The sequence below is a fragment of the Vagococcus coleopterorum genome, assembly GCF_011303955.1.
Classification (GTDB): domain Bacteria; phylum Bacillota; class Bacilli; order Lactobacillales; family Vagococcaceae; genus Vagococcus_D; species Vagococcus_D coleopterorum.
Genome location: NZ_CP049886.1, coordinates 783,661 through 807,589 on the forward strand (window position 1 = coordinate 783,661; position 23,929 = coordinate 807,589).

The following is a 23,929-nucleotide window of genomic DNA, read 5'->3' on the forward strand; positions in this document are numbered from 1 at the left end:
TCTAAAAATTGAGAGGATGTTTTGATGTTAGAACAATTATTACTTGCACTTATTTTGATTTTAATAGGAACTAAGTTAGCCGCACATTTATGTCAGCTGATTTCTGTACCAGCCGTTATTGGTGAATTAATGGTCGGGATTATTTTTGGACCAGCAGTGCTGAGCCTGATTGTCCCAAGTGATATGCTCCATGTTTTTTCTGAAATCGGAGTGATTTTATTAATGTTCTTGGCAGGTCTTGAAAGTGATTTAAACTTGTTGAAGAAATACTTTAAACCAGCCATGTCAGTTGCGGTCTTAGGGATTTTATTTCCATTGATATTATGTGGCCTAGTGAGTTATTGGTTTGGACTTTCTTTAATTTCGGCAATCTTTGTCGGTATCGTATTCAGTGCCACATCGGTGAGTATCTCAGTCCAAGTGTTACGTGATTACCGTCGTTTAGACTCCGAAGAAGGTTCAATCATCTTAGGAGCAGCGGTTGTGGATGACATCGTAGTGGTATTGATTGTTAGTTTATTCTCAACATTCTTAAACATGAACGGTAAGTTAAGTTTAGATGCTGCCTTTTTCTGGGATTTATTAGGTAAGAAATTATTGTTCTTCTTCTTAATTTACATTGTGGCTAAATATTTATTAAAACCGTTTTTACGTATTACGAAACGTTTGATTGCTACAGAAAGTGAAACAGCAGCGGCGTTAGTGCTATGTTTTGGATTTGCCTTGTTATCTGAATACTTAGGAATGAGCGATGTGATCGGTGCCTTCTTTATGGGGTTATTATTATCTCGTGAACCTGTTAAGGAACAAGTAGAAAAACGGATTGTGACAATTGGCTATGCCCTATTTATTCCTGTTTTCTTCGTATCAATCGGCTTAGATTTAGACTTAGCAGTATTTAAAACAGAATTTTTATTTATCCTAGTATTATCAGTAATGGCGATTGCAACCAAATTAATCGGTGGTTATATAAGTGCTCGTTTTTCAAAAGTAGCTCGCAACAAAGCTTGGGTAATTGGTGCTGGTATGGTGTCTCGTGGAGAAATGGCGTTGATCATTGTTCAAATGGGCCGGTCACTAGGTCTGCTTTCAGGTAATGTTTACTCTGCAATTGTTGTCTCAATTATTATTGCCACATTAGTCTCACCGTTATTAATTAAATTCTTCATTGAAAAAGGTGAACCAACACAATTAGAAACAGTTGCCTAAAGACTTTGTTATCCAGTATAATCAGTCTGAAGTCAAAGTAGAGGAGTCACATGTATGGAAACCTTATATGATGTTCAGCAACTATTAAAACGCTATGGAACATATATTTATGTTGGTAAGCGTAAGTGGGATATTGAAATGATGGGAATTGAGTTAGATAGTTTATATCGTGCTCAAATACTAGACATAAAAAGTTATCAAGCTGCCAAGGTTGTTCTAATAAAAGAACATGAACACGAAGTTCGGAAAGAAAATAGCTCTCAAACAGGGATTTAATTTAGTTATTTGATGTGTTAGAATATAAAGGTAGCGCTCCCAAAAGAGAGCAGATTGATAGTTGGAAGGATGAAGAAACAGTGAGAAATTTTTTAGCCGTATTAAATATTATTTTGTTATTAATTATTTTAGTAATTGTTTTAAACTGGTTGTATACGAAAATTATGGTAAAACGTTCAGCGAAGGTCATTAAAGAAGATGAGTTTGCTGAAAATATGCGTAAAGCACAAGTCATCGACGTTCGTGACCGTTCGGCCTTTGATGCTGGTCACATTTTAGGGGCTCGTAATGTGAGCTACCCAATGATGAAACAAAACCCAAGTTCATTTAGAAAAGATCAACCGATCTATTTATATGACCAAGTGATGTCTTTAAGCGTTCGTGCAGCAAACCTTTTACGTAAACAAGGTTACACTGATGTTTACATCTTAAAAGGCGGAATCAATGCTTGGACAGGTAAAACTAAAGTAAATAAAAAATAAAACAAAAAGCACATACAATTGTATGTGCTTTTTTATTTTCAATAGTCAGTGAAAATATTGAAGAAAATAATAAGTTAGCATAGAGTAAAATCAAATGTATAAGGGGAGGTTATACACTTGATAATTGATTATGATCGCTTTAATGATTTTTTAGAATATGAAATTCACTTTATAGAAAGAAATGAAGAGAGAATGGTAACGATGATTTTTCCAATTAATTATACCGAAGACCAGATTAAAAAGATTTTATTTGAAAAAATACCTGAAATAAAAGTAAAACTGATTGATGAAATAAAATACCTTGTGCAAATTAAATAAAGGAAGCCTCAAGTGAGGCTTCCTTTATTATTTAGTAAATTTTGTTGCCATCATCATATCGTTTTTAGAGTGTAAAGAGATGATTTGATTGATTAATTTCCAATCTCTTAGTGTCGGGACGGAATTGATACAAATTGTATAGTCAGAATTCAATTGAATATTAGAAATATTTGTTATGGTTAAATCAAATTTTTTACTTTCTATTTTTGCAGAGTCAAAATCGGCACTCGAAAACAGAGATACAGAAACATGATCGCCAAAATGATAGTTCACCATATCCGCAATGAAGTAAGAGTGTTCTTCATCATAGTTGCAGAAGATGCCAATATTTAGTGGTTGAATTGAATGTGTTAATTCTTTTGGGATGTCTTGCCAGTTAATTAATAGAGTATATAATACTTCGTTAAAAGAGTCTTGATCCCATTCGAATGAGCTATCAAATTTGAAATTATCAAGCTCTTCAATTAAGACGGAAACAAAATAAGGGTATTCTTTTTTTGCGTATTGAGCAAAATATTCACGTCGATTGAATAGAATATAATTTTTACCAATAAACAATTTATGAATATTATAAAGTTCAAAAACAAGTTTATCATAGTTAGGAATATCAATTTTTAATCTATTAGACAAATTAGTTAGGAAAGTTTGTATAATACCTACTCGAGAGTATAAGGGTTCTTCTTTCAGTGCTAGTCGCTTATCAAAATCAGCAGGGGTTAATATGAAGTCGTTTGACAAGAAGGCAGAAAATATTTCCTGTATAACATCCGAAGATAGTGTGACATTAAATGTTTTATAAAATGCTTTTTTGTCAATAGGGTTATCAGGGTTGTCCAAGAAAGAAACGATAAAAGGTTCAACGTCATTAGAGTAAGGGCGATCTGTCAGCCGGAAGCCGTGCGCGATTCGATCTAAATGTGTCAAAAAAACAACAGTTAAAAGTTTTTTGTCTGGGTAACTTAGAGTGATATCAGTATTTTCTTCGAGATAATAAAAATATGTTTTAGCAGTTTTGATTTTGTCTTCAGACCAAAAATCTGACATGACAGGATACTTTTCTAGAAAGTAATGAACAAATAGAGTTCTAATTGCCCCTTCATTTCCAGTAAGTTGATAGGATTTATTTGAGATTTTAATACCTAGGGGTGTAAGATATTTGGTTAAGGAATTAAGCAATCGATAAGTTTGAGATGTGCTAATAAATAATTTTTCAGAAATTTCAGAAATATTCAAATTATCTTGAGTGAATAGTAATTCTAATAAATTAAAGATGGGTGTGTTTTTTAAAATCCATGAATAGATGTAATCAATAGAGTAATTCGGGGGGTATTTAATAATTACCCCATATTGTGTTGATGACTCAATTGAAAAAGGGTGTAAATTTTGATTGATAAATTCAATATCGTACCAAAGAATTCTGGTTGAGCACCCTAGAGTTTTTGAAATAGTCCCCAATGGGATCCAGTCATCTTTTTTTATTAAGAGTTCAAGAAACTCTAGTTGTCGTAACGTATTTTTTGGGAGTAATGTTTTCAATATTAGTACCTCTTTTCCAAAGACCTTTACACATATCATAGGCTATTTCAATGTACGCTACAAGGAAATGGATTCCCAGTTATTACATCGAGAGCGAAAAAAATGACATGTTTTGAGTAGTGAGATGAGGTACATTGGATTAGAAGACAAACTATAAGGAGAATATCATAAATGAAAAAAAATACAACGAAATTAGTCACATTAATGAGCACGAGTATATTAGCAACACAATTATTAATCCCAGTGGTATCAGTAGCAACAGAAGCTGATACTAGTGATACGGTTATTTCATCAGAATTAACCACAGATCCAGGGGCAGATTTGCTTGAGACAGAATTAAATATTGACTCTGAAATTGAGAAATTTGAATTAACTGATGAAATAGAGACCGGCGAAAAAGGGGCCGAATTTTTGGCTAAAGGCTTGAAAAATGGGGAAGAAAAATATTTACAAGAATTAGCAGAGCAATTACAAAAAATAGATTGGACAATTATTCGAACAACCAAGTTTGATATTCCGGAATTTAAGAAAGTAAAGACAAATTCTAACGGGACGGGTGTTACTGATGTATTTAATATAAATGGTTTTATCACAGGAGATATTATATTGGCTTTTGGAGATGGATGGGGTCATAACGGTATACGAACACTGTATAGCCTGCCTAATGACGAACGCCCTGATTTTAATGGAATGTCAGAAGTGGAACAAATATCATATTATATGAAAACTATACCTGCAACATCACTCAAGGATTTCGTGATTGACAACAAAGTTTCAATAGGTAAGTTTAGTGTAAATTTGTATCAAAGCGCGAGCTCTAAAATTGAAGTAGTAAATCCTACATCAGATTATAAACAAAGTTTTGAAAGTAGCTATAAAGTGATGCCGTATCAAATAATGTACGATAGTTTTATGAATATGAAGTATGGTGTGGGTTTTCAAGGCAATAATATCCTACAAAAAACTGCGGGTGTTGGAGAACTGAATGATGATTTTATCATTTACAGTAAAGGAGAAACAACAGATCCTAATTACACAACTCCAAAATTATTACTAAAAGATACAGTGAAAATGAGCGACGGTTCACCAGTTTCATTAGACAATCTTAAAGTAGAATGGGAAATAGAACCTGATTTGAGTCAGGCAACAACTTCAGGATCAGCAGTGTTGAAATTTGACTTAGATGGTGGGACGGTTTATTTGAGAGTTCCTTATGAAGTGAAAGAAGCTGTAGAAGCAGAACCAGTTACTGTGAAATATCAAGATGAAGACGGCAATGAATTAGCCGCTGACGCAACCTTAAATGGTAAAGTGGGACTTCCGTATCAATCAGAAGCCGCAAGCATTAATGGTTGGACATTGAAAGAAACACCAGCTAATGCATCAGGAACATTCACTGAAGAAGCACAAGAAGTGGTGTATGTGTATGAACGTACAGATGCGAAACCAGTTACTGTGAAATATCAAGATGAAGACGGCAATGAATTAGCCGCTGACGCAACCTTAAATGGTAAAGTGGGACTTCCGTATCAATCAGAAGCCGCAAGCATTAATGGTTGGACATTGAAAGAAACACCAGCTAATGCATCAGGAACATTCACTGAAGAAGCACAAGAAGTGGTGTATGTGTATGAACGTACAGATGCGAAACCAGTTACTGTGAAATATCAAGATGAAGACGGCAATGAATTAGCCGCTGACGCAACCTTAAATGGTAAAGTTGGACTTCCGTATCAATCAGAAGCCGCAAGCATTAATGGTTGGACATTGAAAGAAACACCAGCTAATGCATCAGGAACATTTACTGAAGAAGCACAAGAAGTGGTGTATGTGTATGAACGTACAGATGCGAAACCAGTTACTGTGAAATATCAAGATGAAGACGGCAATGAATTAGCCGCTGACGCAACCTTAAATGGTAAAGTTGGACTTCCGTATCAATCAGAAGCCGCAAGCATTAATGGTTGGACATTGAAAGAAACACCAGCTAATGCATCAGGAACATTTACTGAAGAAGCACAAGAAGTGGTGTATGTGTATGAACGTACAGATGCGAAACCAGTTACTGTGAAATATCAAGATGGAGACGGCAATGAATTAGCCGCTGACGCAACCTTAAATGGTAAAGTGGGACTTCCGTATCAATCAGAAGCCGCAAGCATTAATGGTTGGACGTTGAAAGAAACACCAGCTAATGCATCAGGAACATTCACTGAAGAAGCACAAGAAGTGGTGTATGTGTATGAACGTACAGATGCGAAACCAGTTACTGTGAAATATCAAGATGAAGACGGCAATGAACTAGCCGCTGACGCAACCTTAAATGGTAAAGTTGGACTTCCGTATCAATCAGAAGCCGCAAGCATCAATGGGTGGACATTGAAAGAAACACCAGCTAATGCATCAGGAACATTCACTGAAGAAGCACAAGAAGTGGTGTATGTGTATGAAAAAGATCAAAAACCAACGGAACCAACGGAACCAACGGAACCAACGGAACCAACGGAGCCAACGGAGCCAACAGAACCAACAAAGGAACAAGAATCCTTACCACAAACTGGTGAAATTAATAATCTAGTGTACTCATTATTAGGGTTATTATTTATTAGTATAGCTGGTTTGGCAACATTTCGTTTCAAAAAAAATAAAAATTAAGTTATTTAAATAAAAAAAGAGCTTCCGCATTTGCGGAGGCTTTTGTATTTATTTTGTGCTACCAAAATAGTTATGTACATAAGATAATAGCAGCTAGTCCAACTCAGTGGAGTGTGGATTTTAAGTGGTCAAATCAATATCTCGTTTTACTTTTTTAAAATAATTATTTACAGAATTCAGTTAACAATTTCATCAAGAGTGCAATGAAATCTAACTGTTATAACATATTATTTTGATGGTGTAAGTTAGGGTTTTCACTAACTCTTTTCCATTGGGCATACTTTTATCATCAACGATTAGAATAAAAGATACAAAGGAACAGATTACCAATAGTTGCAAAGAGAAAGTAAATACTGGGACGAACTTAGTGGAGCGATGTCTTATAATAAAGTTAACATACAGTTAATAGACATATATTGTAGGAGGAGTTTTTTATAAAGAGCCAAAAGATTCTTATTAGGATTTTTTAGGAGACAAAACTATTTTACCAGTGGTTGATCGTACTGAAGACAGTGAGAATATAAGTCATCGATTCTATTCTGATGTTGGGCAAGGTTACAGAATCAAAATTCAAATTTAAAGGAGAATAAAACAAATGAAACGAAATACAACGAAGTTAATTACATTAATGAGTACCAGTGTTTTAGCTACACAGTTATTAATGCCAGTGGTATCATTAGCTGTTGATTTGGAAACAAAAGCTGAGACAAGTTTTACAGAGCAATTTAAAGAGACGACAAACTCGGAACTAACTAGCTCAGATCCAGGGGGAAGCCAAGATAATCTAAGTGACTCGACTGAGAATTCTTTAAATGTCGCAGTTAAGGATGAAATGTCTTCACAACAAGATAGTAATCTATTGAATGATGAAAATAACAATGTGGTTGAAAACGAAGCAGCTTCACCAGATGAAGTTATTCCATCTAGTAAACCAATCAACTCAATATTTCCGGATAATGAATTAGCAACTTTGATAAAGAAAAAATTAAATAAAGCATCTATTTCCTCACCTGTTAGTCAATCAGAATTAGACTCAATAACGGAACTATTATTGAATGGAATGGATATGGGATGGGATTTTGAGAGTGTTGAAGGACTTCAATATTTAAATAACCTAACAAAACTTGAAATAGCAGGTAAAACAAGTTCAACTGAAGAAGGAAAATTAGATATAAATACACAGATGGATTTGATTTCTAGTTTAAAACAATTAAAAAAATTCTATATTACATTTTCAATGTCAACTGCAATGACACAAGAAACTGCTAATAAGATTGGTCAGTTGGAAAATTTAACTGAGTTATCTATGAATAATCAAATGTTAGTGAATAATTGTGATTTTTTAACTACGATACCTAATTTGAGTTTATTGAATATGGTCTCAAACAATATTGAGGATATAAATCCCATTGGTGAGCTTCATAATTTAGTTGCTTTAAATTTAGGAGATAACAAAAGAATTGAAAACTTAGAGCCATTATCTAATTTGCCTTTTTTAAAAGAGTTGTATTTGTACACAAATAATATAAGTGATGTGACCCCACTTAGTAATATAACTACTTTGGAAAAAATATATTTGTTTAACAATCATATTATCAATATTGAGTCACTTACTAATCTCAAAAATGCAACTACTATAGATGCAAAAAATCAAACATTCACAAATGATCCAATATTATGGCAAAAAAATTTAACAATTATAAACAATACGTTATCACTAAATGATAAGTTACCATTAATTTCAACGATAAGTCATGCAGGGACGTATGAACAACCAAACATAAAATGGTTGTTAGACGATGATATAGAAAAAGTGACATATTCATTTAGCTTGGCACTTCCCTTAGAAGATCAATCTAGTTTATTTTCTGGCCGAATTACTCAACCTTTATTACCAAATGCTCAAGTAGAAGCAGCGTCAGTTACTGTAAAACATGAAGATAAAGATGGTAAAGAATTAGCGAAACCAGTCATTCTTGATGGAAACATTGGCGATGCGTACAAATCAGAGTCAGTTAAAATCGATGGTTATACATTGAAAGGAACACCAGCTAATGCATCAGGAACATTTACAGATAAAGAACAAACAGTTGTATATGTTTATAAAAAAGACCAAGTAGAAGCAGCGTCAGTTACTGTAAAACATGAAGATAAAGATGGTAAAGAATTAGCGAAACCAGTCATTCTTGATGGAAACATTGGCGATGCGTACAAATCAGAGTCAGTTAAAATCGATGGTTATACATTGAAAGGAACACCAGCTAATGCATCAGGAACATTTACAGATAAAGAACAAACAGTTGTATATGTTTATGAAAAAGACCAAGTAGAAGCAGCGTCAGTTACTGTAAAACATGAAGATAAAGATGGTAAAGAATTAGCGAAACCAGTCATTCTTGATGGAAACATTGGCGATGCGTACAAATCAGAGTCAGTTAAAATCGATGGTTATACATTGAAAGAAACACCAGCTAATGCATCAGGAACATTTACAGATAAAGAACAAACAGTTGTATATGTTTATGAAAAAGACCAAGTAGAAGCAGCGTCAGTTACTGTAAAACATGAAGATAAAGATGGTAAAGAATTAGCGAAACCAGTCATTCTTGATGGAAACATTGGCGATGCGTACAAATCAGAGTCAGTTGAAATCGATGGTTATACATTGAAAGAAACACCAGCTAATGCATCAGGAACATTTACAGATAAAGAACAAACAGTTGTATATGTTTATGAAAAAGACCAAGTAGAAGCAGCGTCAGTTACTGTAAAACATGAAGATAAAGATGGTAAAGAATTAGCGAAACCAGTCATTCTTGATGGAAACATTGGCGATGCGTACAAATCAGAGTCAGTTGAAATCGATGGTTATACATTGAAAGAAACACCAGCTAATGCATCAGGAACATTTACAGATAAAGAACAAACAGTTGTATATGTTTATGAAAAAGACCAAGTAGAAGCAGCGTCAGTTACTGTAAAACATGAAGATAAAGATGGTAAAGAATTAGCGAAACCAGTCATTCTTGATGGAAACATTGGCGATGCGTACAAATCAGAGTCAGTTGAAATCGATGGTTATACATTGAAAGAAACACCAGCTAATGCATCAGGAACATTTACAGATAAAGAACAAACAGTTGTATATGTTTATGAAAAAGACCAAGTAGAAGCAGCGTCAGTTACTGTAAAACATGAAGATAAAGATGGTAAAGAATTAGCGAAACCAGTCATTCTTGATGGAAACATTGGCGATGCGTACAAATCAGAGTCGGTTGAAATCGATGGTTATACATTGAAAGAAACACCAGCTAATACATCAGGAACATTTACAGATAAAGAACAAACAGTTGTATATGTTTATGAAAAAGATCAAAAACCAACGGAACCAACGGAACCAACGGAACCAACGGAACCAACGGAACCAACGGAACCAACGGAACCAACGGAACCAACGGAGCCAACGGAGCCAACGGAACCAACGGAACCAACGGAACCAACGGAACCAACGGAGCCAACGGAACCAACGGAGCCAACGGAGCCAACAGAACCAACAAAGGAACAAGAATCCTTACCACAAACTGGTGAAATTAATAATCTAGTGTACTCATTATTAGGATTATTATTAATTAGTATAGCTGGTTTGGTAACATTTCGTTTCAAAAAAAATAAAAAATAAGTTATTTAAATAAAAAAAAGAGCTTCCGCATTTGCGGAGGCTCTTTTAAATTAGTTATCTTGTGTTAATACCATTGGCATAATCATTGGATGACGCTCAGTCTTCTCAACTAGGAATGGTTGTAGTGTTTTAGTGATAACATCTTCTAACATTTTTTCGTTACATTCAGGGTTTTTCAAAGCTTTCATCATTTCACGAGACACAATACGTTGTGCTTGGTTGATTAAGCTACCTGATTCACGCATGTAGATGAAACCACGTGATAGAATGTCTGGACCAGCAAGGATTTGTTGTTTTTTGTAGTCGACAGTTGCAACTGCTAAAACAATTCCTTCTTCTGATAGGTTACGACGTTCGCTAAGAACAGCGTTACCAATATCGCCAATACCATTACCATCAACATAGACATCACCAGCTTCAAAATGCCCAGCAATACGAGCACTATCAGCTGTTAAAGCCAACATGTCACCGTTTTGTAAGATAAAGCAGTTATCCGCTTCAACACCGGTATCTTGAGCTAATTGAGTATGAACTTTAAGCATACGGTATTCACCGTGAACTGGCATAAAGTACTTAGGTTTCATTAAGCTAAGCATTAATTTTTGTTCTTGTTGGCCACCATGACCAGAAGTGTGAATGTTATTCACTTTACCATGAATAACTTCAGCACCAGCTTCTGCAAGACGGTTGATAACACGGTTTACGCTTGTTGTGTTACCAGGAATCGGCGAACTTGAGAAGATGACTGAGTCACCAGGTTGAATTGAAATTTGACGGTGAGTACCGTTAGCAATACGACTTAACGCAGCCATTGGTTCACCTTGAGAACCTGTACATAAGATTAACATCTCATTTGCAGGGACATTATTAATTTCACGACCATCAACAAATGTTCCTTCAGGAGCAGTGATGTAGCCTAATTTTTGACCATTCACAATGGCATTTTCCATACTACGACCAAAGACAGCAACTTTACGGCCTGTTTTCACAGCCGCTTGTACTGTTTGTTGTAGACGGAAGATATTTGAAGCGAAGGTTGCAAAGATAATACGACCTTCAATTTTTTGGAAGATGCGATCGATTGACTCGCCAACCATTTTTTCTGATTTAGTAAAATCAGGTACTTCAGCATTAGTACTATCTGATAGCATACATAGTACACCTTCAGAACCGATTTTTGCCATGCGTTGTAAGTTTGGTGGTTCACCAACTGGCGTTAAGTCAAATTTAAAGTCACCAGTACAAACAATATTACCTGAAGGGGTCTTAACGACTAAACCTAAAGCGTCTGGAATACTGTGTGTTGTACGGAAGAAGCTAACAGATGTTTTACGGAATTTAATGACAGTGTCTTCATTAATTTCATGTAAGACAGCATCTCTTAGTAAACCGTGTTCTTCTAATTTGTTTTTGATTAAAGCCAAGGCTAGTGGTCCAGCATAAATTGGAATGTTAGCTTGCTTTAATAAGAATGGAATACCACCGATGTGGTCTTCGTGTCCATGGGTGATAACTAACCCTTTAACTTTAGGCAAGTTTTCAATGATGTAGCTGTAATCAGGGATAACATAATCAATTCCTAAAAGATCATCTTCAGGGAATTTAATCCCAGCATCAACGATGATAATTTCATCTTGGAACTGAACCCCATATGTATTTTTCCCGATTTCACCTAATCCACCAATCCCAAAAACACCAGTTTCGTTGTTTTTAATAGTGGGTTTCATTTTATTTGAACTCCGTTAAAGAAAACTCAGCATTTTCTTTTTCGTAATCTAAGTGATTACCTTCTAGTAGTTGAACCAACTCAATGTGGTATGGGGTATTGTCTTCAACTGTCATACGTGCCGCAACTTCTGAATCAGCTTCTAAGTAAAGTGATTTAGTTTGCTCTCTTTTTGGGTTACGTGTTTTTGTTTCTTGATAAAAAACTTTATAAATCATAAATCTGTCTCCTTCGTCCCCGTAGGGTAGTTTTATTCAAAGATAGAAAAAATCTATCAGCGTTGTTAATAACGGATTACAACAAATTGCACATACTAAAATGAGGTGGTTAGCACCTGTTCTAAACTTATTAAGCAAATTAAACTGAGGTTAAACTTGCTTGGAATAGAGCGGCTATTCCTCTGATTAAACATCATAGACTTTAAGTTATCTGTTTAATAAAATACGTGAACGTTATAATTAAATTAATTCTATCATAATATTAGTAATAAGTATAGAAGACTGTTCTATTTCAGTGATAATAATGCCGTGATTTTTTACAAGCAGAAAAAAGAGCAATTGCACAGAACTTGCTCATAAAACTGTCATTTAGGTTGCATTGATATTCCGCTTTATAGTATCTTTAGATAAAATACAACTGGGTGTTTTAAGTTTTGTAAGGAGGAATAAAGAGATGACTAAAAATAACAAAGAACTTTTATCAAATATCATTAAAATTACGATTGGGGCATTTATTTTCTCTGCTTCCGTTCAAGTTATGGCTATTCCTAACAACTTAGGTGAGGGTGGGGTAACGGGGATTACCATGATTTTGAAGTATTTATATGATATTCCTACTGCTTATACAAATATGTTCTTTAATGCGATTTTACTGGTAATTGGCTATAAGTTTTTAGATAAAAAAACCATCTTTTATACACTGTATGCCATCGCTATTATTTCTGTTTTCTTACATCTCTTAGAACCATATCCATTCCAAACTAGTGAAGTAATCATTGGTGCGATTGGTGCCGGTGTCTTAATGGGGATCGGTATTGGCTTGATTATGCGTGGTAATGGAACAACAGCAGGCAGTGGGATTTTAGCGAAGTTAGCGAATAAATACTTAGGTTGGAACACCAGCTACGCTATGTTATTTTTTGATTTGATTGTTGTCATTCCATCAGCTTTTGTCATTGGAATTGAAAGCATGATGTTCACCTTTGTTTCATTAGCTGTTTCTACAAAACTCTTAGACTTCATTCTTGAAGGGTCTAATCCTAAAAAATCGATCACGATTATTTCAGAAAAACATGAAGCGGTTGCCAAAGAAATTAGCGATCAACTTGGACGTGGTTTAACCGTAGTTGATGGGGTTGGTTACTATCAAAAAAATCCTAAGACGATTTTGTATGTGGTAATTAGTCGTCAGCAATTATTACCGATTCAAAAAATTATTAATGAGATTGATCCTTTAGCATTTGTCATTATTAATGATGTTCAAAGTGTGATTGGCGAAGGTTTTACTCGCGAGTTTTTTGATGAGGAAGAAGAATTAAATCCAAATGAAATGTAAATAAAAAAGAGTGAACGGTTAAGTTCACTCTTTTTATTTTGCATATTTTTTATCTAAGATAATATCGACTAAGCGTTTTGCTAAGTGGGGATTACGAGCTAGGATTGGACCGTGTAAGTAACTACAGAAAGTGTTTTTATAAATAGCGCCTTCACCGTTGTCTTTTCCGTTATTACCATAACCAGTCGTGACAGTTCCAAGTGGCTTTTCACCTTCGCCTAAGTAAGTCACACCATTGTGGTTTTCGAATCCCACATAAGTTTCATTGAAGGCTTCGTTGTGAATTTCAACATCACCAATGAAACGATTATCTTCTTGGCTTTCAGTGTAGTGGTCTAAAGCGCTGATACCAGGTATTTTATCGCCATTGGCACCAATGTAGTAGTGACCAAGCATTTGATAACCACCGCAAATTGCTAAGATGACACCCTCATCTTCAATGTATTGTGTTAAGGCTTCTTTTTTAGTTTGTAAGTCTTTCGATACGATTGTTTGCTCGTAGTCTTGACCACCACCAAAAAAGATAAAATCAAACTCATCAGGATTAAACTCTTCATAGATGCTGACGATTTTAGATTCAAAAGCCACACCTTGTTGTTTGGCAACGTGAGCCATCATTAACATATTACCGTTGTCGCCATAGGTATTAAGTAGGTTGCCGTAAAGGTGGCAAGCTCGAATTACTTTTTCTGCCATCTTACATTCCTCCTTTAATATAGCCTTGGTTAGCTAATTCTTTACGTAATTGGAGAACAGCTGTATAAGTTGCTAAGATAAAGACATCATCAGTTGGCGCAGACTTAATTTCTTCAATCACCTCTTGGAAAGAAGCGGCTTCTGTCATAATACTATCTTCAATGCCAGCTACGGTTAAACGTAAGCTCATATCTTTGCGACGATCGCCACCTGTAATGACTTTAGGAATGGCCATGTCAGCAAATGCTTCGTGATTCCCATCCCAAATCCAACTAATATCAATCCCGTCAGCATAGTTAGCGTTTAATAAGCTAACTAATGAGAAAGGACGTGGTGCTAAGTCGATCATGTCGATGACTTGGTTTAATCCCACAGGGTTTTTAACTAAGACTAGGGTACAACGTTTGCCGTCAACTTCAATAACTTCTTGACGACCAAATACTTTTTCGTCATAAGCTAAGCCTTTACGGATTTTATCTGCAGAGACACCATAGTGTTCGCCAATTGCAGCCGCAGATAAAGCGTTATAGACGTTATACAAACCGCCGACTTCGATGTTGTAATCTTCCCCATCAATTGTGAATGCAGCTGAGGTATTAGTCATATCGCCTAAGGCAGTTAATTGATAATCTAATTCTGGACGTTTGAAGTCACAGTTAGCACAGTAGTATTTACCTAAGTTACTATAAGTAATCATTTTGTAGTGTAAAATGTGCTGGCAGTTAGGACAAAGCACCCCATCTGTATTGTAGTGAGCCATCATTTCACTGTCTTCTTGATGGTTAAAGCCATAATACTCACGAGGATTGACCGTTTCAACGGAATTGAAAATTGGTAAATCGCCATTGGCTAAAATTGTTGCTTCAGGTGCTTTGGCTGCGCCATCAACAATTAATTTATAGGTGGTATAGATTTCTCCGTAACGATCCATCTGGTCACGGAAGATATTTGTGAATAAGAATAGTTTAGGTTTGATGTATTCTGTTACCTTACTTAAGCTTGCTTCATCGATTTCTAAAACCGCAAATTTTTTACTGTTTTTATTTCCTTTAGCGCTTAAGAAAGTCGAAACAATTCCTTGAGCCATATTGGCACCAGTCGGGTTTGTTAAAACGTGGTCAAATTCTTGCTTCAAGACATTAACTGTTAAGGCAGTCGTTAGAGTCTTTCCGTTTGTACCAGTCACTACAATCACTTCATAGTCTTTGGCTAAAGTGTCTAAAATATGTGGATCAATCTTTAAGGCTAATTTACCTGGTAGACTGCTACCACCTTTAGTAAAGTTTGTTAAAAACCATTGGCTAGATTTACCAACTGTTTTGGCTAATTGACTACGTAAAGTCATGTTATATTCCTCCTATGCTGCTCTTGGAAAGAGCTAGGTGCAATTTTTATCTTGTTAATCATACCATAATTTATTTTTATTTTTAAGTCAGACTATTAACTTAAGAAAAACCTATCCTTTCTAGAAGGATAGGTTTTTCGTTTTAACCGATAATAATTTTTTCTGTTGGGTAAATGTAGCCTTTATCTTTCATTTCTTTCGGAACAAATAGCATAAGGGTGTAAAGCATGCCGATACGTCCGATAAACATTAGGGCGCAAATAATCATTTTGCCGACGACACTAAGGTCGTCAGTAATTCCCATAGATAAACCAGTCGTACCGAATGCCGATGTCACTTCAACAATTAATGAAATCAACGATTCATTTTCTGTTGCTGAAAGAATCAGAACAGAGACAAAGCACATTAATAAAGAGAGATTAAATACGACCACGGATTTTTTAATATCTTCTTCCGAGATACGGCGACCAAAGATACTAATTTTTTCTTCACTTTTAATGAATGACACCATGTATAGGAAGACAATCGCAACAGTTGTTGTTCTCACTCCACCGCCGACTGAACTTGGGCTACAGCCGATAAACATTAAAGTTGAGAATAATAGTAAAGTTGGGGTTTGGAATTCACCTAACTGATTGAGTTGTAAACCGGCATTACGAGTTGTCATGGAATAAAACATTGAGTGAATCCACGTTTGCATGCCGTCCATTCCAGCAAAAAGGTGTTTGCGTTCTAGTAAATAAATAAAAATGGTTCCTAATACAAATAGGATTAAGAAAGAGCTAATAGCTAACTTACTAAATAAAGAAAAACGGAAAGGATAACCTCGACGTTTCTTCTTGAAGAATAACCATTCTTTGATTTCCATAATGACCGGGAAACCAATCCCTCCGATAATGATCAATAAGATAATACAAATTAAGAAGAAATAATCATTCGCGTAAGGAATCAATGAGGTACCAGTTACGTCGAACCCAGAATTGGTCACCGCTGAGATTGATTGGTAGAAACCATAATAAATGGACTCAATAATAGTTGGATGGTGTTCTGTTACATAAAAATGAATTGAGAAGATAACTCCGAAAACAAATTGTAGGAGTAATAAAATACCAAGGGTTGTGCGAATCAGTCTAACGATTCCGCTTAATTTTGGTTGGTTCATATCAGCCATAATTAATTGACGTTGTTTAAGAGAAATTTTCTTTCTCGATAAAATTAGGAAGAAGGTTGACACCATCATAATTCCTAACCCACCAACTTGGAATAAAATTTCTAACAAGATGACACCGCGGTGGTTAAAGACCTCACTAATATTAAAGGTGGTTAATCCGGTGACGCTAACAGTACTAACAGCCATGAAAATATCGTCTAGTAAAGAAGTCTCTGCACCAGGGACGCGAAAATATGGCAACTTTAACAGGACGAAAGCGATGCTTGTTAAAATTAAATAGTAGATAACGATTAACTGAATACTGGAAACATGTGATGAAATAAAACGAGAAAAATCACGTTTATAACCATAGAAAAAACGATGTTTAGCCACCGAAAACCCTCCTTTCTGAATAAAATGCTGTATTTAGTATAGCATTTCTAAAAATAACTGCAATTTTAAATTTAAAGTATCTCATTTGAGACTGGAAGACGGGTGTTTTGATACATTACGATAGTGTTAAGTTTAGGTGTCTTTCTAACAATCTAAAAAGGAATATGATAAACTAGCAATATAATGAGTAGAACTAATGTGCTCGACGAAATTAAAAATAGGATCGTGATAAAAATGGCGAAAGAAATTAAATGTCCAAACTGTGGACGTGTGGTGACAACAACAGATGGCGTTTGTCCGAACTGTGATAGTTTTTCTGCAGATAATAAAAAAATTAGAAAACCTGCTAGTAAAGTAGCGGGGGCTACAGCTGGTGTTGTAGCTGGATCAAAAGCAGCAGAAGTTGAGGCTAAAGCAGCGGCTGCCAAAGCGGCTAAGGAAGCGAAAGCTGAAGTTGAAAAAGCAACAAAAGAATCAGCTGAAACTGTGGAAGAAACAATTCAAGAAAAAGCTGATGACAAGTTAGAAAAATTTGCTCCTGCTGCAGCGGCAGTTGCAGCTGCAAAGTCAGCAAAAGCGGAAGCGTCAGAAGAAGTAGCTGTTGACGTTGAACAAAAAGAAGAAGTAAAAGAAAAAACAAAAGAAGAAACAAAAGAAGAAGTTCAGAAAGTTGAAGAAGCTCAAGTTTCAATCGAAGAAGCTTCTGACACAGATAATACTGACAGTAAAAAAGGTTCAAAAGGTAAAAAAGTTGCGACTGGTTTAGCTGCTTTATTATTACTTGGTGGTGGCGGATATGGCTATTCTAAATACCAAGAAACAACAGGAGGTCAGTCTAAAACTGAAATGACTCAACACGCTGATTTAGCTGAGACTCATTTAAATGAGTTATATTTAAACGAATCTAAAGTATTCTTAAGTGAAGATTTTAATGCTGAAAAGTTAGAAAAAGTTGTAGATGAAGTGGCTGAGTTAAAAAATAAAGACTTAAAAGCTGATTTAGAGGAACAGCTAACGGCTGTCCAAGCAAAAGCTGAGAAGCAATTTGAAGTAAACAATTTATTTAAAGAAGGCATTATTAAAGGTGATAAGTTAAGCGAAAAACCAGTGTTCAAAACATCTCTTAACAAAGTGCCAGTAACAATTGAAGACCCTAAAGATGATTTTGAAACGTTAGTCAACCAAGGGTTAACCGTAGCTAAGAAACAGCTAACTGAAATTAATGAAGCGAAAGATGCTTTAGCTAACTTGTTAGATAAAGATAGCAAGCCTAAAAAAGATGTCACACGTAAACAATACGATGAGGCTAAAAAATTAGTTGATCAATTAACGGATAAAGATTTAAAAGCTAAATTTGAAAAAGATTTAGCAACTGTTGATAAAGTGCTTTCAGAAACAGAAAAAGCAGCGAAAGAAAAAGCCGCTAGTGAACAAACGCAAACTCAACAACAAGGACAACAATCGGCAAATGGTGGTAATGCTGGAACAGCAGGTTCAGGTGGCTTAGACCACGGTGCCAACAGTGATGGTGGCGGTATGGTTAAGGATGGCGTTGTGATTCATGGCCGTACACCAGGATCAACGCTTGATGGAGATTGGTCTTGGGCACCAGGGGTTCAAGAAAACTTCATCAACACAGTTATCTCTCGTGGGTATGTAACACCAGGTGGTTATACATTAGTAGCTAAAGAAATTTTAAATGGTGAAGCTTACTACGAATTATATGCAACAAGACGTGACACAGCAATTACGCAAAGTTTTAGTGATAGCCAATTACCGATTTATATCGTAACGGTTAATGCTAAAACAGGGTCATTCCGTGGTGGCGCGCCAAACTACTCGGATGCAAACAAATATAAATAAAAAATACTCCTCTAAAGCTTGTAAAAGTTTTAGGGGATTTCTTATTTCAAAGGATGATTTTTTCCTCAAAGTAAAGTATACTAACATAGGAAGAAAATGAAAGATGGGTGAAAAAATGGCACAGTTATTTTTCAAATATGGCGCGATGAATAGTGGTAAAACCATTGAAATTTTAAAAGTTGCTCATAATTATGAAGAACAAAATAAACCAGTGGTCTTAATGACTAGTGGACTTGATGATCGTGATGGCGTAGGGACTGTTTCTAGTCGGATTGGCTTATCTCGTGAAGCAACACCAATCTTTAGTGAGACTAACGTGTTTGATTTTATTCATAGCCTTGATTTCAAACCTTATTGTATTTTGATTGATGAAGCTCAATTTTTAGAAAAACATCATGTTGAGCAATTTGCTCAAGTGGTGGATGAATTGGGAGTGCCAGTAATGGCCTTTGGTCTAAAAAATGATTTCCGTAATGAATTATTTGAAGGGTCAAAATACTTATTATTATATGCAGATAAATTAGAAGAATTAAAAACAATTTGTTGGTTCTGTCATAAAAAAGCGTCGATGAACTTGCGGATGCTTGATGGCAAGCCAGTCTATGATGGCGAGCAAATTCAAATCGGGGGAAACGAAGCTTATTATCCCGTTTGTCGTAAACACTATTTAAAGCCAGAAATTAATTAAGGACTTACTTAAAGGAGAACATATCTATGTATGATCAATTACAATCAATAGAAGATCGTTATGAAGAGTTAGGGGAATTACTAAGTGACCCGGCTGTTATTTCGGATAACAAGAAATTCATGGAATTATCAAAAGAAGAAGCTAACACTCGTGAAACAGTAGAAGTTTATCGTCGTTATAAAGAAGTGGTTTCAGGTATTTCGGAAACTGAAGAAATGTTAGGCGAAAAATTAGATGCTGAAATGCAAGAAATGGCAAAAGAAGAATTATCTGATTTAAAAGCTGAAAAAGAAGAGTTAGAAGAACGTATTAAAGTTCTGTTGATTCCTAAAGATCCAAACGATGATAAAAACATCATCATGGAAATTCGTGGTGCTGCAGGCGGAGATGAAGCAGCATTATTTGCTGGTGATTTATTCGAAATGTACCAAAGCTATGCCTCATCACAAGGTTGGAAGTTTGAAGTGATGGAAGCGAATATCACTGGTATTGGTGGTTATAAAGAAGTTATCGTGATGATTACAGGAGAAAATGTTTTCTCTAAATTGAAATATGAAAGTGGTGCACACCGTGTTCAACGTGTTCCATCAACGGAATCACAAGGTCGTGTTCACACATCAACTGCGACGGTTGTTGTTTTACCTGAAGCAGAAGAAGTGGAATTAGACTTAGATGAAAAAGATATCCGTGTTGATATTTACCATGCCAGTGGTGCCGGTGGACAGCACGTCAACAAGACAGCCTCTGCTGTTCGTTTGACTCACTTACCAACAGGTATTGTTGTAGCGATGCAAGATCAGCGTTCACAATTACAAAATAGAGAAAAAGCTATGAAGATTTTACGTGCACGTGTCTTTGACCAATTAGAACAAGAAGCGCGTAGCGAGTATGATTCAAGTCGTAAATCGGCTGTGGGTACGGGTGACCGTTCAGAACGTATTAGAACGTATAACTTCCCGCAAAACCGTGTAACCGATCACCGTATTGGTTTAACGGTTCAAAAATTAGATCGTATTTTAGCTGGGGAACTGGACGAAATCGTAGATGCTTTAATCATTTATGATCAAACAGCTAAATTAGAAGAGATGCAAAATGCAAGATAATCTTTATGTCGAAGTCCTTAAACGGGCTTCTTCTTTTTTAGAAGAGCAAGGTCTTGAAGGTTACTTAGCAGAATACCTTTTATGCGAACGCCAAGGTTGGAATAAAACGGACTTAGTGACTCGCTTAAGAACGGAAATGCCAGAGAATATTTCAGCTCAATTTGAACTAGATTTAGCAAAAGTTCTGGAAGGACAGCCAGCCCAATATGTGATTGGGTCTTGTGAATTTTATGGTCGTCGCTTTAAGGTAAATAGCAACACGCTGATTCCACGTCCAGAAACAGAAGAATTAGTTCAAGGGTGTTTAGCTGGAAATGATAAGGAAAAGAATTTAAAAGTCTTAGATATTGGAACAGGGACAGGTGCCATTGCTATTTCCTTAAAGCAAGAAGCTCCTGACTGGGATGTGACAGCTGTTGATTTATCGCCAGATGCCCTTGCAGTTGCTAGCTTGAATGCAGAAGAGCTTCAAGCTGATGTTAGATTTTTAGAAAGTGATTTAACACAGGCGGTCAAAGGAGAAGTCTTTGATATCGTTATCTCCAATCCACCTTATATTTCAGCTGACGAATGGGATTTAATGGATGAAAGTGTTCGTGAATATGAACCAAAAATGGCCTTGTTTGCAGAAAATAAAGGTTTAGCATTATATGAACAACTAGCTCAAGAACTTAAAACAATCAGCCATGAACAAACGACTGTTTATTTAGAAATTGGGTTTAATCAAGGTCGAGCTGTCCAAGAGATTTTTCAAAATGCCCTACCGAATCGTTTAGTAGAAATAAAACAAGATGTGTTTGGTCAGGATCGGATGGTTTTTATTCAATAAAGGAGGGGTGAACAATGGAAACGAAACGCTATACGAAAGAGACAGTCAGCCAAGCTGCTAAAAGAATACAAGCAGGGGAATTAATTGCCTTCCCGACTGAAACTGTTTATGGATTAGGAGCTGATGCAACCAATGCCGAAGCAGTGAGTCATGTTTATCAAGCCAAAGGTAGACCTAGTGATAATCCATTAATTGTTCATCTCTCAACTAAAGAACAATTAAATCAATTTGTTGCTGAAGTACCGGAGCGTGCGATTAAATTGATCGAAACGTTTTGGCCGGGACCACTAACGATGATATTTGAAATTATTCCTGGTAGTTTACCTTCAGTCGTAACTGGTGGCTTAAAAACGGCTGCTTTTAGAATGCCGGACCATGAATTGGCTTTAGCTCTAATCACAGAAGCAGGGGTTCCTTTAGTTGGCCCAAGTGCTAATACATCAGGGAAACCTAGTCCTACGACAGCGGATCATGTACTGCATGATCTTGCTGGGAAAGTGACTGGTGTTTTAGATGGCGGGGCAACGACGGTCGGATTAGAGTCAACTGTCCTTGATCTATCTGTTCCAGAACCAGTGATTTTACGGCCGGGTCAGATTGTGGCTGCTGAGATTGAAGCCGTTATTGGGAAACTTGGGCAAGCCAACGCTTTGCCAACTGATCAACAACCTAAAGCGCCAGGTATGAAGTACCAACATTATTCGCCAAATGCAAGAGTTTTGATGATGCCAGTAGGTGAACGGGATTGGTCAGAAGCTATCTTAAAATTGCAAACTGAAGGTGTGCGTGTGGCAATCTTAGCTTCAGAAGAAATCATTTCAATGAATCAGCTTGCGAGCGTTGGAAGTTTCGCTTTGTCAGAAGGAGATAATATTGCTGATGCTAGTCGCTTATTATTTGCTGGACTTCGTCAGTTGGATGAATCTTCTAATGAGATAGATACAATACTAGTTCAAACTTACCCAGAAGAAGGGTTAGGCTTGGCTTATATGAACCGTTTAAAAAAAGCGGCAGACAATCAATATATTTAAATAAAAAGCCTTCACTGGCTTTTTTTTGTTATTTAAAAGTTGATTTCATGAGCAATAAAATGTCTTTTCTAAAATAAAGCATGCTACAATTATAAAAAAGCGAAGGAGTGTGGTTTAGATGATGAATAAAGATTATCAAGCGTTTGATCCGGAATTTTGGAATGCGGTAGAGCAAGAAAATGAAAGACAAAATGGTAATATTGAATTAATTGCCTCTGAAAACTTTGTATCACCTGGAGTGATGGCTGCTCAAGGGAGTATTTTAACAAATAAATATGCCGAAGGTTATCCTGGCCGTCGTTACTATGGTGGCTGTGAGTATGTTGATATTGCTGAAAACTTAGCAATTGACCGAGTAAAGAAAATTTTTGGTGCAGAGTTTGCTAATGTTCAACCACACTCTGGTTCACAAGCGAACACAGCTGCTTATATGGCTTTGATTCAACCTGGTGATGTTGTTTTAGGAATGGATCTTGCTCATGGTGGTCACTTAACTCATGGTTCGCCCGTTAACTTTAGTGGGAAAACTTACGAATTCCATGGTTATGGTGTTGACCCAGAAACTGAAACAATTGACTATGATGTTGTCCGTGAACGTGCCAGAGAAGTTAAACCTAAATTAATCGTGGCAGGCGCCAGTGCCTATGCTCGAGAAATTGATTTTTCTAAATTTAAAGAAATTGCAGATGAAGTTGGTGCTAAGTTAATGGTTGATATGGCACACATCGCTGGTTTAGTCGCAGCGGGCGTTCACCAAAGCCCAATGCCGTATGCTGACGTGGTAACGTCAACAACCCATAAAACACTTCGTGGTCCACGTGGGGGTATTATTTTAACAAATGATGCCGATCTTGCGAAAAAGATTGACAGTGCCATCTTCCCTGGTATCCAAGGAGGACCATTGATGCACGTGATTGGTGCAAAAGCAGTGGCCTTTAAAGAAGCCTTGGAACCAGAATTTGTTGATTATCAAAAACAAGTCGTAGCAAATGCTAAAGCGATGGCAGATGTCTTTATGACGTCTGAAAAAGCGCGTGTCATTAGTCATGGTACAGATAACCACTTAGTTCTAATTGATGTGACGGGTTATGGTTTGAATGGTAAAGAAGCGGAAGCTTTATTAGATACCGTTCACATGACAGTTAATAAAAATTCAATTCCCTTTGAAGTTCTAAGTCCCTTTAAAACAAGTGGGATTCGCATTGGTAGCCCAGCTATTACCACTCGTGGCATGAAAGAAGCCGAAGCAAAACGTATTGCTGAATTAATTGATGAAGTCTTAACACATCATGATGATGACAGTCGTTTAGCAACTGTTGCCAATGAAGTTCAAGAAATCACTGGGAATTTCCCACTATATAATTAAAAAAATTAGAGTAATTGCTAGTCAATTGCT

At 36.2% G+C, this 23,929-nt stretch carries 19 protein-coding genes; 13 read left to right on the top strand and 6 right to left on the bottom strand.

Annotated features, from left to right (window positions below; translation table 11 throughout):
* Nucleotides 1–24: 24 nt before the first annotated feature.
* The 4 genes from G7081_RS03915 (at nucleotide 25) to G7081_RS03930 (ending at nucleotide 2,285) form a co-directional block, all read left to right on the top strand.
* On the top strand, nucleotides 25–1,209 hold the full coding sequence (locus G7081_RS03915; protein WP_166007589.1) for a cation:proton antiporter: 1,185 nt from the start codon (nucleotides 25–27) through the stop codon (nucleotides 1,207–1,209).
* Between the two features lie 54 nt (nucleotides 1,210–1,263).
* Complete coding sequence (locus G7081_RS03920; RefSeq protein WP_166007590.1) at nucleotides 1,264–1,485, top strand: YqgQ family protein; 222 nt, start codon at nucleotides 1,264–1,266, stop codon at nucleotides 1,483–1,485.
* Nucleotides 1,486–1,565: 80 nt separating this feature from the next.
* The gene (locus G7081_RS03925) at nucleotides 1,566–1,967 is read left to right on the top strand and encodes a rhodanese-like domain-containing protein (protein WP_238786617.1); all 402 of its coding nucleotides are present in this window, start codon (nucleotides 1,566–1,568) and stop codon (nucleotides 1,965–1,967) included.
* Between the two features lie 117 nt (nucleotides 1,968–2,084).
* A complete protein-coding gene (locus G7081_RS03930) occupies nucleotides 2,085–2,285 on the top strand; it encodes a hypothetical protein (RefSeq protein ID WP_166007592.1) in 201 nt (66 codons plus the stop codon).
* 27 nt (nucleotides 2,286–2,312) lie between these two features.
* Here G7081_RS03930 and G7081_RS03935 read toward each other — a convergent pair whose 3' ends face one another.
* Nucleotides 2,313–3,821, bottom strand: a complete 1,509-nt coding sequence (locus G7081_RS03935) for an AcpB/EbpR/MafR family transcriptional regulator (RefSeq protein WP_166007594.1) — start codon at nucleotides 3,819–3,821, stop codon at nucleotides 2,313–2,315.
* A 171-nt stretch (nucleotides 3,822–3,992) separates the two neighbouring features.
* Here G7081_RS03935 and G7081_RS03940 point away from each other — a divergent pair, with 171 nt between their 5' ends.
* Both G7081_RS03940 and G7081_RS03945 read left to right on the top strand, forming a co-directional pair.
* Nucleotides 3,993–6,476: a MucBP domain-containing protein gene (locus tag G7081_RS03940; RefSeq protein WP_166007596.1), complete on the top strand. Its 2,484-nt coding sequence runs from the start codon at nucleotides 3,993–3,995 to the stop codon at nucleotides 6,474–6,476.
* A gap of 595 nt (nucleotides 6,477–7,071) precedes the next feature.
* Nucleotides 7,072–10,155 carry a MucBP domain-containing protein gene (locus tag G7081_RS03945; protein ID WP_166007598.1) on the top strand — a complete coding sequence of 1,028 codons (3,084 nt, stop codon included), beginning with the start codon at nucleotides 7,072–7,074 and terminating at the stop codon, nucleotides 10,153–10,155.
* Between the two features lie 50 nt (nucleotides 10,156–10,205).
* On the opposite strand, the gene rnjA is transcribed toward G7081_RS03945, so the two are convergent.
* Together rnjA and G7081_RS03955 are read right to left on the bottom strand one after the other, a co-directional pair.
* Nucleotides 10,206–11,882 (bottom strand): ribonuclease J1, encoded by a 1,677-nt coding sequence (gene rnjA / locus G7081_RS03950; RefSeq protein ID WP_166007600.1) that lies wholly within the window; start codon nucleotides 11,880–11,882, stop codon nucleotides 10,206–10,208.
* A gap of 1 nt (nucleotide 11,883) precedes the next feature.
* A complete protein-coding gene (locus tag G7081_RS03955; RefSeq protein ID WP_166007602.1) occupies nucleotides 11,884–12,099 on the bottom strand; it encodes a DNA-dependent RNA polymerase subunit epsilon in 216 nt (71 codons plus the stop codon).
* A 454-nt stretch (nucleotides 12,100–12,553) separates the two neighbouring features.
* On the opposite strand from G7081_RS03955, the gene G7081_RS03960 reads away from it, so the two are divergent.
* Nucleotides 12,554–13,435 carry a YitT family protein gene (locus G7081_RS03960; protein ID WP_166007604.1) on the top strand — a complete coding sequence of 294 codons (882 nt, stop codon included), beginning with the start codon at nucleotides 12,554–12,556 and terminating at the stop codon, nucleotides 13,433–13,435.
* A gap of 33 nt (nucleotides 13,436–13,468) precedes the next feature.
* Here G7081_RS03960 and G7081_RS03965 read toward each other — a convergent pair whose 3' ends face one another.
* From G7081_RS03965 to G7081_RS03975, 3 genes are all read right to left on the bottom strand, one after another.
* A complete protein-coding gene (locus G7081_RS03965; protein WP_166007606.1) occupies nucleotides 13,469–14,131 on the bottom strand; it encodes a type 1 glutamine amidotransferase in 663 nt (220 codons plus the stop codon).
* A gap of 1 nt (nucleotide 14,132) precedes the next feature.
* Nucleotides 14,133–15,476 (bottom strand): Mur ligase family protein, encoded by a 1,344-nt coding sequence (locus tag G7081_RS03970; RefSeq protein ID WP_166007608.1) that lies wholly within the window; start codon nucleotides 15,474–15,476, stop codon nucleotides 14,133–14,135.
* A gap of 142 nt (nucleotides 15,477–15,618) precedes the next feature.
* Nucleotides 15,619–17,019 (bottom strand): TrkH family potassium uptake protein, encoded by a 1,401-nt coding sequence (locus tag G7081_RS03975; protein ID WP_166007610.1) that lies wholly within the window; start codon nucleotides 17,017–17,019, stop codon nucleotides 15,619–15,621.
* Nucleotides 17,020–17,253: 234 nt separating this feature from the next.
* On the opposite strand from G7081_RS03975, the gene G7081_RS03980 reads away from it, so the two are divergent.
* The 6 genes from G7081_RS03980 to glyA all read left to right on the top strand — a co-directional run bounded on the left by G7081_RS03980 (nucleotide 17,254) and on the right by glyA (nucleotide 23,899).
* The gene (locus tag G7081_RS03980; protein WP_166007612.1) at nucleotides 17,254–18,882 is read left to right on the top strand and encodes a cell division site-positioning protein MapZ family protein; all 1,629 of its coding nucleotides are present in this window, start codon (nucleotides 17,254–17,256) and stop codon (nucleotides 18,880–18,882) included.
* A 115-nt stretch (nucleotides 18,883–18,997) separates the two neighbouring features.
* The gene (locus tag G7081_RS03985; protein ID WP_202982249.1) at nucleotides 18,998–19,570 is read left to right on the top strand and encodes a thymidine kinase; all 573 of its coding nucleotides are present in this window, start codon (nucleotides 18,998–19,000) and stop codon (nucleotides 19,568–19,570) included.
* 26 nt (nucleotides 19,571–19,596) lie between these two features.
* On the top strand, nucleotides 19,597–20,673 hold the full coding sequence (gene prfA, locus G7081_RS03990) for a peptide chain release factor 1 (RefSeq protein ID WP_166007617.1): 1,077 nt from the start codon (nucleotides 19,597–19,599) through the stop codon (nucleotides 20,671–20,673).
* The gene (gene prmC / locus G7081_RS03995; RefSeq protein WP_166007619.1) at nucleotides 20,663–21,502 is read left to right on the top strand and encodes a peptide chain release factor N(5)-glutamine methyltransferase; all 840 of its coding nucleotides are present in this window, start codon (nucleotides 20,663–20,665) and stop codon (nucleotides 21,500–21,502) included. The genes prfA and prmC overlap by 11 nt, the downstream gene beginning before the upstream one ends.
* Nucleotides 21,503–21,516: 14 nt before the next feature.
* Nucleotides 21,517–22,533, top strand: coding sequence for an L-threonylcarbamoyladenylate synthase (locus tag G7081_RS04000; RefSeq protein WP_166007621.1), 1,017 nt, complete (start codon nucleotides 21,517–21,519; stop codon nucleotides 22,531–22,533).
* Nucleotides 22,534–22,654: 121 nt separating this feature from the next.
* A complete protein-coding gene (gene glyA, locus G7081_RS04005; RefSeq protein ID WP_338064557.1) occupies nucleotides 22,655–23,899 on the top strand; it encodes a serine hydroxymethyltransferase in 1,245 nt (414 codons plus the stop codon).
* The last annotated feature ends 30 nt before the right edge of the window (nucleotides 23,900–23,929 follow it).

Excerpts from the sequence above, each read along its gene's own strand:
- G7081_RS03920 (WP_166007590.1), top strand. The coding sequence starts at position 1,264 with ATGGAAACCTTATATGATGTTCAGCAACTATTAAAACGCTATGGAACA.
- prmC (WP_166007619.1), top strand. The coding sequence starts at position 20,663 with ATGCAAGATAATCTTTATGTCGAAGTCCTTAAACGGGCTTCTTCTTTT.
- G7081_RS03945 (WP_166007598.1), top strand. The coding sequence starts at position 7,072 with ATGAAACGAAATACAACGAAGTTAATTACATTAATGAGTACCAGTGTT.
- G7081_RS03915 (WP_166007589.1), top strand. The coding sequence starts at position 25 with ATGTTAGAACAATTATTACTTGCACTTATTTTGATTTTAATAGGAACT.
- G7081_RS04000 (WP_166007621.1), top strand. The coding sequence starts at position 21,517 with ATGGAAACGAAACGCTATACGAAAGAGACAGTCAGCCAAGCTGCTAAA.
- G7081_RS03940 (WP_166007596.1), top strand. The coding sequence starts at position 3,993 with ATGAAAAAAAATACAACGAAATTAGTCACATTAATGAGCACGAGTATA.
- G7081_RS03970 (WP_166007608.1), bottom strand. The coding sequence starts at position 15,476 with ATGACTTTACGTAGTCAATTAGCCAAAACAGTTGGTAAATCTAGCCAA.
- G7081_RS03955 (WP_166007602.1), bottom strand. The coding sequence starts at position 12,099 with ATGATTTATAAAGTTTTTTATCAAGAAACAAAAACACGTAACCCAAAA.
- prfA (WP_166007617.1), top strand. The coding sequence starts at position 19,597 with ATGTATGATCAATTACAATCAATAGAAGATCGTTATGAAGAGTTAGGG.
- G7081_RS03965 (WP_166007606.1), bottom strand. The coding sequence starts at position 14,131 with ATGGCAGAAAAAGTAATTCGAGCTTGCCACCTTTACGGCAACCTACTT.
- glyA (WP_338064557.1), top strand. The coding sequence starts at position 22,655 with ATGAATAAAGATTATCAAGCGTTTGATCCGGAATTTTGGAATGCGGTA.
- G7081_RS03980 (WP_166007612.1), top strand. The coding sequence starts at position 17,254 with ATGGCGAAAGAAATTAAATGTCCAAACTGTGGACGTGTGGTGACAACA.
- rnjA (WP_166007600.1), bottom strand. The coding sequence starts at position 11,882 with ATGAAACCCACTATTAAAAACAACGAAACTGGTGTTTTTGGGATTGGT.
- G7081_RS03985 (WP_202982249.1), top strand. The coding sequence starts at position 18,998 with ATGGCACAGTTATTTTTCAAATATGGCGCGATGAATAGTGGTAAAACC.
- G7081_RS03960 (WP_166007604.1), top strand. The coding sequence starts at position 12,554 with ATGACTAAAAATAACAAAGAACTTTTATCAAATATCATTAAAATTACG.